This is a genomic window from Phyllobacterium sp., assembly GCF_037994425.1.
Taxonomy (GTDB): domain Bacteria; phylum Pseudomonadota; class Alphaproteobacteria; order Rhizobiales; family Rhizobiaceae; genus Phyllobacterium.
In genome coordinates this window covers 1-11,419 of the sequence record NZ_JBBNAM010000276.1, presented here as the reverse complement: position 1 = coordinate 11,419, position 11,419 = coordinate 1, and the positions used below count along the sequence as shown (strand labels likewise).

Sequence of the window (11,419 nt, the reverse complement as noted above, 5' to 3'; positions counted from 1 at the left end):
TGTCAAAACCTGCCAACACCAGCAACGCTTTAGGCAAAATACCGATGCAGCAGTTGTTGAAGTGGAAGGCTTACCCGTCACACTCCCCCAAACCAGGCTGTGCCGCTGGGGTACGCGAGCGCTGCCTGCCGCTGCAATGGGGCGCGACAACGCTTATTGCGAAGCTTGGGGTGACGCGCCTCTCTATAGTCGTATAGGAGGGCCCGCGCGCAAGATTATTCGTCAGAAAGACCTTCGAAGCCTTCGCTCCTCCGCAGGAGGCGGGCTTCAGTCGAAAGGGGCGCCGCTGGCGGGCAAAAAGGCCAGCGACGCCCTCGCGGGGTCACAAGGTCGGGAGGTGGACTCTGCCTTGCACGGGACTGATGGTACAGGCTGATAAGAAATCGACCAATCACCCTCATGGGGGAAGTGGATAACGGGGAAAACCGCAAAATAACTGCTTGGGCTAGCCAGCGTACCAGACCCGTGCGCGTCAAGTGTTCGAATTGGCGGTGTACCAGGCAGCGATCTCGCCACCCGTGGCAATCCAGACTTCGCGCCGTGATGTGATATGGGCAAGCGCCTTGTCCAGATACTTGCTGCGATGCGGATGCCCGATCAGGAAAGGGTGGAGGGCGATTGCCATTACACGCCCTGTCGTTGCACCATCCTCGTAAAGGACGTCGAATTCATCGCAGATCGTGCGGGCAAATTCCTCCCCGGTCTGCCCCCGCAAGAGAAACGCGGCAAAGTCGTTGATTTCCAGTGAATATGGTATCGAAAGCATTCTCCCACTGTTCACGCGCATGGGATAGGGTTGCTCGTCATTGACCCAGTTGGCGACATAATCAATGCCGGCTTTGGCCAACAAGTCGAGAGAGCGCTGCGATTCGGTGAGCCCCGGACTTAGCCAGCCGCGGGGCCTTTGGCCCGTAGCCTGTTCAATCGTTCCGATGACGGTTTTGATGATTTGCCCCTCCTCCTCCGCGCTCTGGCCGTTGATCATGACAGAATTTGTCATGCCGTGTCCCATCCATTCCCAGCCAAGCGTCTGGCCGGCTTCGATAATGCGGGGATAGTGAGTGGCGGCATCTGAATTGAGAGCAACCGTGCCCTTTATCCCGTGCTTGTCCATTATATCCATGAGCCGCCAGATGCCGACACGGGCACCGAAATCGCGCCATGAATAGTTCAGAACGTCGGGAACAAAGCCCGTCGTGAAATCGACGAGCGAGCTTGACGGCCGATCGAACAGGAAGTGCTCGATGTTTGGCACTACCCAGACGGCAAGACGCGCGCCATTGGGCCAACGGAGCGGTGGGCGATCCACAATGGCCGAGTAGTTGAAGCGATCGTGTTGCATCGGAGCTTTGGCAAATTGTGACATGAGATTCTCCACTTGAATGCTGCGGGCCCAGGACAGCCCGGCAGACAAGAAGATAATTCGCTTCGCCAATGCGGATAATATTGATAGAGTTCCCAATACTTCGGACACAATAGTCCTTTATGGGTGCAACCAATGGACAGTCTCGGTTCTCTTCACGTCTTCGTCCAGGCAGCCGAGACCCGCAGCTTCACGCTCGCCGGTCGGCACCTTCGCGTCTCATCATCGGCGGTCGGCAAGGCCGTCGCGCGACTTGAGTCCCGGTTCGGTGTCAGGCTCTTCCATCGCTCGACACGCACGATTACGCTGACACCGGAGGGTGCCCTCTTCCTCGAGCGCTGCCGGCGCATACTCAACGAAGTCGAAGCTGCCGAGATGGAGATAGCCCAAACGCAGAAGGCACCGCGTGGAAAGCTGCGCATAAGCCTGCCACTGGTCGGTATGCTGATGATGCCGGCGGTCACGGCCTTTATGCGAACCTACCCCGAGATTGAGCTTGATCTCGATTTCTCAGATCGCCTGGTAGACGTGATTGAGGAGGGTTTCGACGCCGTTTTGCGTGCTGGCGAGATCAATGACTCCCGCCTGATGACCAGGCTAGTGGGAACATTCCGGCTCATTCTCGTCGCCTCACCCGAATATCTGTCGCGCAGAGGCACGCCGCTCGAGCCGGCAGACCTTGCCGGTCATGCCTGCCTGCACCACCGTTACGCCACCAGCGGCAAGCTCGAGCCATGGCCCATCGACGTCAGGCGTCACGACATTGCCTTGCCTGTGGCCGCGGTCGCCAACACGATCGAGCCCCTCATCCACATGGCCGAGCAGGGGCTGGGCATCGCTTGCCTGCCCGACCTCGCAATCCGCAGGCAACTTGCCTCACGCAGGCTCGTCACTGTGCTTGGTGACTATAGCGAACATTCCGGGCCGTTCCGGTTGCTTTGGCCGTCAAGCCGGCACATCTCGCCGAAGCTGCGTGTCTTCGTCGATTTCATGGCGCAAAATCTTTTTCAAGAATGAGCCGTTATTCTCAATGCTCGGCCGTTGCGCTCGTCGATGAGTTCTACATGGTGCTCCACCGACCCGAGCCCCCAGAAAACGCCAGTCGATGATATGGAAGGTAAGAGCAATTACAATTCCGGATCAAATATGTATCTAAATAAAATCCGTGGCTTACGGTGTTGGCACTTTGATGGAGGCCGAATGCCTCCCATATGGCTTCTCACCGGACCAAACGAGGGCGACGCTACCGGCACAGTTCCTCGTAAGCGCGATTCGAGGTAATGAAAGCAGCATTCATGACGGCAGGCAAGCGCGCACTGTTTATTGTTAATCCGAATGCCCGCAGCGGTAGAAGGCCGGTTGCACCCGCGCGTAAGGTGCTGGAGTCGGCAGGCTTGAACCTTATCGATGCCGCCCCTGAACATGGTGAATCCCTTTCGAACGTGATCGTGCGCATGCAACAGTCTTGCGACTGCGTCATCATCGGGGGCGGCGACGGCACGTTGAACGCTGCGGCGGCCGGTCTGGTGGCGACCGGTCTACCACTTGGCGTTCTGCCTCTCGGCACAGCCAATGATTTCGCTCGAACAGTCGGCATCCCGGCCGACCCGGTCGAGGCGGCGAGATTGATCGGCTCCGTGACGCCGCGCCCCATCGATCTTGGTGAAGTCAACGGCCACTTGTTTTTCAATGTCGCCAGCATCGGGTTCAGCGCGGAGCTCGCTAAAGAGCTTACCGAGGAGGCCAAGAAGCGCTGGGGGAAGCTTGGCTATGCCATCGTTGCCGCGCGGATACTTGCGCGCTCACGCCTGTTCACCGCCCATGTGGAACATGACGGATCCGTCGAGGAGATCAGGACGATGCAGGTGTCCGTTGGTAATGGCCGGCACTATGGCGGCGGGATGACCGTGGAGCAAACGGCCACTGCCGATGATGGGCGCCTCGATTTCTATAGCCTTGAGGTTGATCACTGGTGGCGATTACTGGCTCTGCTGCCCAGTCTGCGCAAAGGCACGCATGGTCGATGGGACGACGTACGGGCCTTCCAGACCACGGACGTCATCGTGAAGACGAAAAAGCCGCGTGCCGTCAATACCGATGGCGATTTGACAACCTGGACGCCGGCTCATTTCCGCATGCGTGCAAAGGCAATCCGCGTTTTTGCCCCGGCCAAGAGGCCAGTCGCTCAGCGTTGATGCGTTCAATCGCGTCGCCTCGATAGACTGCATGCGAACGCCGCGGATCCAACTTCCCATAAGAAATCTTCACACCAAAGAGTTGGCGCGGCAGCATTTCACCTTCGAATAGTAATCTGTTGACAGTTTGCAATTTGCTGCCTACGTTGATCCAGCCACTGGAAAGCGGGAGGCCAGTTTCCGCAAACACTTGGGAGGTCTGATGGCATTCCTGGAATTAGACGATTTGACGAAAAGATACGGCAGCCTGACAGTCGTCAAAGGCGTTAATCTGCAGGTGGACAAGGGCAAACTTGTCTGCCTACTTGGCCCATCCGGCTGTGGCAAGACAACCACCTTGCGGCTCATTGCCGGATTTGTGCCGGCAAATGGCGGCGAAATAAGGGTCGGCGGCAAGACTGTGTCATCCGCCCATGAAACGGTGCCGCCTGAAGCGCGCAACATGTCGATGATCTTCCAGAGTTATGCGCTTTGGCCGCACATGACCGTTTACGAAAACGTGGCATATGGGCTGAAGCTGCGCCGGATGCCGCAATCGCAGGTGGCGGATCTTGTTCGAACGATCCTTATGGCCACACAACTCTTGCCCCTCGCGGATCGTTATCCCGGTGAGCTTTCAGGTGGTCAGCAGCAGCGCGTTTCCTTGGCACGCGCGCTTGTCATCAAGCCGGAGATCCTGCTTCTCGACGAGCCCTTGTCCAATCTCGATGCCAATCTGCGCGAGGAGATGCGCTTTGAAATTCGCAGGCTGCACGACGCGTTCCGCTACACCACGGTCTATGTGACGCACGATCAGGCCGAAGCCATGACCACGGCCGATATCATCGTGGTCATGAATGACGGCCGCATTGAACAGGCGGGTTCGCCCGAAGACATCTATGAGCGTCCCGCCACCGAATTCGTCGCGCGGTTCATCGGAGGCACCAATATCCTGAGCGGAACGCGCAGCGACAAGGACAGCGTGCTTTGTCAGGCCGGACTGGTGCTGCGCTGTGGCAACGGCACCGCTGACGCTTCGGGCAAGGCCGCTGTCTCGATCCGCCATCACGATATTGAAATTTCGACCAAGCCCAATGGTGCCAATACCAATACGACTACCGGCACCGTTACGCGGCAGATCTATCTCGGTTCGCACCGGGATTACCTCGTTTCCATCGCAGGTGGAGAAACGGTGCGCACCGTCGCACCGGTCAACGTCGCGATCCCGGTCGGCCAGGAGGTCTGGCTGCATTTCCCGCCAGAGAAATGCCGGGCGCTCGCGCAATAAGGGAGGAAAGTACGCATGTGGAAGAAAGCGCTGTCTGCCGCGCTCTTGGCTTCAGGACTTGTGGCGTCATCCGTCGCGGCCCGGGCCGAGGCCCCGGCACCCTACCAGATCACGCCTGAGCTCGAGGCTGCGGCCAAGGCGGAAGGCAAGGTCGTGTTCTACACCGCCACTGATGTGGCGGTCGCAGAAAAACTCGCCGAGCATTTCAAGACAAAGTATCCGGGCATCGACGTGCAGGTCGAGCGCGCCGGATCCGAGCGGGTGTTCCAGCGGATCGGACAGGAGTATTCCACCGGCATCTATAATGCCGATGTGATCGAGACGTCGGACGCGGTGCATTTTGAGTATTTCAAGCGTCAGGGCTGGCTCACCCCGATGGTGCCGCAGGAGGTCGCTGACAAGTGGCCGGCTGACGAACGCGATCCGGATGGCAACTTTGCTGCCTACCGCGCACATCTTTCGGTCATAGCCTATCGCAGCGACCTGATGAAGGACGAAGAGGCGCCGAAGACCTGGGCGGATCTCATCGATCCACGCTACAAGGACAAGATGGTCAAGGCACATCCCGGCTACAGCGGCACGGTCATGACGTCAACCTTCGTGCTCAGCCAGTTGCTCGGATGGGACTATTTCGAGAAGCTCGGCAAGCAGAACATCATGCAGGTGCAATCCTCGACCGAGCCGCCCAAGAAGCTCGCCCAGGGCGAGCGCGCTCTCGAGATCGACGGAAATGAGTACAATGTGTTCCGTCTCATCGACGAGGGCAAGCCGATCAAGATCGTCTATCCTGACGAAGGCACGCCGCTTGCTGTCGGCAACGCTGCCGTGCTCAAGCAGGCGCCCCATCCGAACGCCGCCAAGCTCTTTTATGCCTACCTTTTCTCGCTTGATGCGCAACAGCTCAACAGCGATTTTGGCGGGCTGCGATCCTTCCATCCTGACGTGAAGGAAAAGGAAGGCCGCACACCGCTCTCCAAGATCAAGATTCTCCATTCCGATCCGGCGAAGCTCGAGCCAGAAATTCAAACGATCAAAGCCAACTATGAAAAGTATTTCGGGACGTAATTGATCATGACCAGTATCGCTCAGGTTCAGGGTCGGCGCAGCGGCATCGACCTTTCATGGCCCACCTTCGCTCTGTTGTCCCTTGTCCTGAGCGTTCTGGTTCTGCTGCCATTGTTTTGGCTCGCCTTCTACAGTTTCCGCAGCGATACCGGTGGCGGGGCGACGCTCGACAATTTCATCGCGCTTGTCGCCGATCCGACTTTGCTGCGGGCCTACGGACTGGCTGTCGGTATGGCGCTCGCGGTCGGCATTCTCTCCTGCCTGATCGCCACGCCGATGGCCTGGCTCGTGGCAAGGACTGACCTTCCCGGCCGGCGGATCATAAGGATGCTGGTGACAGCGTCCTTCGTCACCCCGCCCTTCCTCGGCGCCATCGCCTACGAAATTCTGGCTGCCCCCAATAGCGGCCTTGTCAACATCCTCTATCGAAGCGCCTTCGGACTCGATTCTTCCCGGTATCTCGTCAACATCTACACATTCGGCGGGCTCGTCTTCGCCATTGCCTGCTTTACTTTTCCCTATGTATTCACGCTCGTTGCCAACGCGCTCGACAAGGTGCCATCCGATCTTGAGGACGCCTCTTCCATTCTCGGTGGCAAGTCCATGACGACCTTGCGCAAGGTGACGATCCCGCTGGTCTTGCCGGCCATGCTCGCAGGCACGCTCATCGCCATTCTTCAGGCGCTCACGATGTTTGGCTCGCCCGCCATTCTTGCCCTGCCTGCCGGCTTTCACGTGATCACAACCAAGATCTGGAGCCTGTTTCAGTTTCCTCCCCGGCTCGGCCTTGCCGCTGCCGCGGCCCTGCCGCTTCTCATCATCACCGTCATCCTCCTTCGTACCCAGAAGGCCATTCTGGGACGCAAGGGCTATACGGTTCTCGGCGGAAAGAGCGGCACGCCCCGCGTCACGCACCTGGGCCGTTGGAAGTGGGTGGCCGTCGGCTTTGTCTTTTGTATTCTCAGCCTCACCATCCTCTTGCCATACCTGGCCATCTTGAAGACAGCCTTTACTGGCACCGTTGGCGATCCCATCAATTTCAACACACTGACCCTCAGCCACTGGAAGTTCGTGTTGTTCGAGTTTTCGGCGACCCAGCTTGCCTTGCGCAATACATTCCTGCTTGGATTTCTGACAGCAACCGCGGTCACCGCCATGGCGCTGATCGTCTCTTATCTTGTCACGCGCAAGTCGGTTCCGGGGGCGGGCTACCTCGGTATCCTTGCCACCGCGCCGGTGGCTATTCCCGGGATCGTGCTTGGCGTCGGCTTGTTCCTTAGCTACGCCAATCCGACCTTCCAGCTTTACGGGACGATCTGGATCCTTTTGATCGCGTTCATGACCATCGAGCTGCCGGCGGGTTACCAGCAGATGTCGTCGGCATTCGCCGGCGTCCATCCTGAACTCGAGGAAGCTGGCCGTATCATGGGGGCCTCAAGGCTTAGAACATTGTGGGACATCACCGCGCCCCTGCTGCGGACAAGCGTCGTGGCCGCATGGTGCTTCGTTTTCGTCGGGACGATCCGCGAATTATCGGCGACGATCCTTTTGACAACTGCAAACACCAAACTCGTCTCGGTCATCATCTATGACCTCAACGAGAGCGGCGATCTTGGAGCGATCTGTGTCCTCGGCATCATTTTGCTCGTTGCCTCCTTTGCCGTGGTATTCGTTGCAAACCGGGTCCCGGTCCTTGGTGGTTCGCAAATGAATGCACGCGGTTAGAGGCGTCCCAGACGCCGGGCCTGCAACAGACCCAACCGGTCAGCAGGGTCGCCAACGATCAGATTTGCTGCTAAACCGAGGTTTGGCAGCGAGATTCGGAAGGATTGACTTTGGATCCGATTAATAGACCCGTCACAATGGCTTGCTCATGACAGATACAACCAACGTACCGCACAACTTGTCCGCGATCGACTTCCTTCGCACGCGATCGCTCGCAAATGTCGTGCAGGCCGAAATCGAACGGATGATCATCGACGGTGAATTGAAGCCGAACGAACGGGTCAACGAAAACGGGTTGTCGCAACGCCTTGGCGTAAGCCGGGGTCCTATCCGCGAGGCCTGCAGTGCCTTGGCCGCGATGGGCCTCATAGAAATCATCCCCAACAGGGGGTTCTTCATCCGTGCTCTCAGTAACGACGAAGCGCAGGATCTGTCCGAAGCGCGAGCCGGTGTCTTCGGCTGCATGGCCATGATGTTGGCCGAGCGCATCACCGACACCCAGATTGCCGTTTTGCGATCGTTGCTGGCGAAAATGGACGAGATCGTCAAGCTTGGCGATGTGCACATCTATTATCCCGTCAATCTCGAGTTCCACAAGCAGATCACCCATATGGCCGGCAATAACCGGCTTGAGCTGATATACCAGAGCTTCGTGCGTGAACTGCACATCCAGCGCTACCGTGCCCTTTCCAGCCATGACGTTCTGCACATATCAAATGAAGAGCACCGCGCCATCGTGGATGCGCTGGAGGCACGCGATCCGGTCCGCAGCCTCATTGCTGCCCGCACCCACATCCTCAATGGGATTGTTCGCACGCGGCAGGCGGGCCAGCCTGGCGCCGCTTCGGCTCAAACAGCGCCGGCGAAAAAATAAAGCAATCCGGGCCAGCTCTGCAGCAGCACATCCCGCGTTTTCAAACGCAGCTTCATTCATCATTTTGCAAACACAAAACTGTTGACAATTAACAATCCTGACCGCATGGTCGAATGCGATAACGACCCGCGCCACGCATCTAGCAGAGGATTGAGTATGGACCAGAACCACCAGGAACCAGCAGAACTGACGCGATATGTCGCCAGTTTCGTTGTCGACACGACATTCGATGACCTTTCAGGCGAAGTCATTGAACTTGGCAAGAAATCGATACTCGATGGTTTCGGACTGGCTCTTTCGGGTTCGGTTGCCAAGAGCGGTGAACTCGTCAGACAGCATCTCAACGACCTCGGCCTTGCCGATGGGGCGGCGACCGTCATCGGTGGCGGCCGCAAGGTCGCACCGCGTTTTGCCGCCTTTGCCAACGGTGTCGGCATTCATGCTGACGACTATGACGATACCCAGTTGGCTGTCGCAAAGGACCGTGTCTACGGGCTCCTCACCCATCCGACAGCGCCTGCACTGCCGGCGGCACTTGCCGTTGCCGAACTCATCAAGGGTTCGGGTAAGGATTTCATGCTGGCTTACCATCTCGGCGTTGAGGTCGAATGCAAGATCGCCGAGGCGATCGCGCCGCGCCATTACCAGACCGGCTTCCATGCCACGGCGACATGCGGAACCTTTGCTGCTGCCGCTGCAAGTGCAAAGCTGATGGGTTTCGACGTGCCGACGACGCAGCGCGCACTTTCAATTGCCGGCAGCCAATCTGCCGGTCTGCGCGAAAACTTCGGTACGATGACGAAGCCATTCCATGCCGGACGTTCTTCCGAAAGCGGTGTCGCTGCTGCACAGTTCGCCTCCCTGGGCTGGACCGCCGCTGCCCGCATACTCGAAGCACCGCGTGGCTTTTTCTCCGCGGCGGGCGGTGGCTACGATCCGAATGCGATTTTCAACAAGCTTGGTGCGCCCTGGACCTTTGCCAATCCTGGCGTTTCGATCAAGCCGCATCCATCGGGCTCGCTCACCCATCCCGGCATGACCGAGATGCTGCGCCTCATCAAGGAACATGATATCCGCGCCGAGGATGTCGAGCGCGTACGCGTCGGCACCAACTCGAACATGCCGAATGCGCTCATCCATCACCGCCCCAAGGACGAACTTCAGGCCAAATTCTCGATGGAGTTCTGCATGGCCATCCTGCTGCTTGATCGCCGTGCCGGCCTTAACGAATTCACCGATGCGGCAGTCGAGCGCGACGATGTCAAGGCCATGATCGAAAAGGTCGATTTCGTGATCGACGACGAAGCCGAGGCAGCAGGCTATCACCTGATGACGACGCTGATCGACATACACCTCAAGGACGGTCGGACGATTTCCGGACGTGCGGATTTCGGCAAGGGAAGCCCGGCCTTCCCCATGAACTATGACGAAGTCGCTGGCAAATTCCGTGAGAATGCCGAGTTTGCTGGCATGGCGCGCTCGAGGGCCGAGGAGATCGTCGAGCTGGTGCGCGGATTGGAGAATCTGACGTCACTGGACGGGCTGACCGCGCGCCTGATCTCTGTCGGCTGATCGCAAGACGAGAAATGCCGGACTGGGGTACAACAGGCAATTGGGGTGGCCCGGGGCTGTTTAGCCGGTCCGCATCGCGAATGGCTTTCGCGGTGCTGATTGGTGTGATGGGGGCGGCGGCGGCCACAATAGTCGCGATGCCGCTCCCCTATCTCCTCGGTCCGTTGCTTGCTTGCGCCGGTGCATCGATGCTCGGCGCCCCGGTTTCGGCCCTGCCCTACGGGCGCGAACTCGGGCAAGTCGCAGTTGGGCTTGCCATAGGGTTGCGGTTCATCCCGGCCGTCGTTGTCGCCACGCTCGCCATGTTGCCGTTCATGTTGGGTGCGACGATCTTGATGATCCTTGCGACGATGGTTGCAGCCCTCATTATCAGAAGGCTCGCCGCGCTTGACCTGAAGACGGCTTTCTTTGCCACGGCTGCCGCAGGCCTGGCGGAGATGGCGGTGGTCGCGCATCAAAAAGGCGCCGACAGCGACACCGTCGCCGTCGTTCACCTCATCCGCGTCACGTCAATTGTCACGGTCGTGCCATTCCTTGTTGCCATTTTCGGTGAAGATGGCGGGATCAGCCAGGTCGCAATCCCGTTCAGAGCCGAAGCGCTGCCGCTCATCGTCCTCTTTGTTGTCGCAGCTATTGCAAGTTACTTTGCCCGTCCGCTGAAGATACCAAACTCCTGGTTACTCATTCCCGCCCTGACCGGCAGTGTGGTCGCCGGGTTTGGCTTCGGTCCCTATGGCGTGCCGTCAACGGTCCTCATCATTGCACAAATCGTCATCGGCATATGGCTTGGCTGCCGCTTTCGCCGGTCGCTCCTCGGGCAATTGTCGCGGGTAACGCTCTGCGCATTTGCAACGACGACATTCCTCCTCGCCATGGCCATGGCCATCGCTTGGCTCTTGTCCGCCGCGACGGGCCTTACCTTTGTTGCCAGCCTCCTTGCCGTCGCCCCCGCGGGCGTGACCGAAATGGTCCTGACGGCAACGGCGATGCACCTTGATGCGACGACGGTGACGGCATTCCAGATCACCCGCATCGCGGTCGTCATGACGACGATCCTCCTCTCCTTGAGACTGTTTGAATCTGTTGCGCGCCGGCTTGATGCCCGCATCCGAACGAAAGGACCGCTAAAATGACAACCCACCTCACGATCGGCATCTTGAATGGCGATGATATCGGCCATGAAATTGTCCCGGCGGCCGTAGAGGTCACCCGTGCCGCTGCTGCCAGGACCGGCCTCAGGATCGACTGGCGGCCCATGCCCATTGGACGGACGGCGCTCGATACACATGGCTCGACCTTTCCGGAGGGGACGATGGAGACGCTTGCAAGGATGGACGGCTTCATTCTCGGGCCGATCG

11 protein-coding genes are annotated in these 11,419 nt (G+C 58.7%); 10 read left to right on the top strand and 1 reads right to left on the bottom strand.

Annotated features, from left to right (window positions below):
- On the top strand, positions 1 to 197 hold a 197-nt coding region (locus AAAB35_RS19150; RefSeq protein WP_340669875.1), incomplete at its 5' end, for a hypothetical protein.
- Positions 198 to 472: 275 nt separating this feature from the next.
- Here the strand turns inward: AAAB35_RS19150 and AAAB35_RS19145 are convergent.
- Positions 473 to 1,366, bottom strand: coding sequence for a polysaccharide deacetylase family protein (locus AAAB35_RS19145; RefSeq protein ID WP_340669874.1), 894 nt, complete (start codon positions 1,364 to 1,366; stop codon positions 473 to 475).
- Positions 1,367 to 1,498: 132 nt separating this feature from the next.
- On the opposite strand from AAAB35_RS19145, the gene AAAB35_RS19140 reads away from it, so the two are divergent.
- The 9 genes from AAAB35_RS19140 to AAAB35_RS19100 all read left to right on the top strand — a co-directional run.
- Entirely contained in the window at positions 1,499 to 2,380 is an 882-nt protein-coding gene (locus AAAB35_RS19140) for a LysR family transcriptional regulator (RefSeq protein ID WP_340669873.1), read from the top strand.
- Positions 2,381 to 2,643: 263 nt separating this feature from the next.
- Positions 2,644 to 3,558: a lipid kinase gene (locus tag AAAB35_RS19135; RefSeq protein WP_340669872.1), complete on the top strand. Its 915-nt coding sequence runs from the start codon at positions 2,644 to 2,646 to the stop codon at positions 3,556 to 3,558.
- Positions 3,559 to 3,760: 202 nt separating this feature from the next.
- A complete protein-coding gene (locus AAAB35_RS19130) occupies positions 3,761 to 4,825 on the top strand; it encodes an ABC transporter ATP-binding protein (RefSeq protein ID WP_340669871.1) in 1,065 nt (354 codons plus the stop codon).
- Positions 4,826 to 4,840: 15 nt separating this feature from the next.
- Positions 4,841 to 5,890, top strand: a complete 1,050-nt coding sequence (locus AAAB35_RS19125; protein WP_340669870.1) for an extracellular solute-binding protein — start codon at positions 4,841 to 4,843, stop codon at positions 5,888 to 5,890.
- A gap of 6 nt (positions 5,891 to 5,896) precedes the next feature.
- Positions 5,897 to 7,615 (top strand): iron ABC transporter permease, encoded by a 1,719-nt coding sequence (locus tag AAAB35_RS19120; RefSeq protein ID WP_340669869.1) that lies wholly within the window; start codon positions 5,897 to 5,899, stop codon positions 7,613 to 7,615.
- Between the two features lie 148 nt (positions 7,616 to 7,763).
- The gene (locus AAAB35_RS19115) at positions 7,764 to 8,489 is read left to right on the top strand and encodes an FCD domain-containing protein (RefSeq protein ID WP_340669868.1); all 726 of its coding nucleotides are present in this window, start codon (positions 7,764 to 7,766) and stop codon (positions 8,487 to 8,489) included.
- Between the two features lie 156 nt (positions 8,490 to 8,645).
- Positions 8,646 to 10,061 (top strand): MmgE/PrpD family protein, encoded by a 1,416-nt coding sequence (locus AAAB35_RS19110; protein ID WP_340669867.1) that lies wholly within the window; start codon positions 8,646 to 8,648, stop codon positions 10,059 to 10,061.
- Positions 10,062 to 10,141: 80 nt separating this feature from the next.
- Positions 10,142 to 11,194, top strand: a complete 1,053-nt coding sequence (locus tag AAAB35_RS19105; RefSeq protein WP_340669866.1) for an AbrB family transcriptional regulator — start codon at positions 10,142 to 10,144, stop codon at positions 11,192 to 11,194.
- On the top strand, positions 11,191 to 11,419 hold a 229-nt coding region (locus AAAB35_RS19100; RefSeq protein ID WP_340669865.1), incomplete at its 3' end, for an isocitrate/isopropylmalate family dehydrogenase. The genes AAAB35_RS19105 and AAAB35_RS19100, both read left to right, overlap by 4 nt.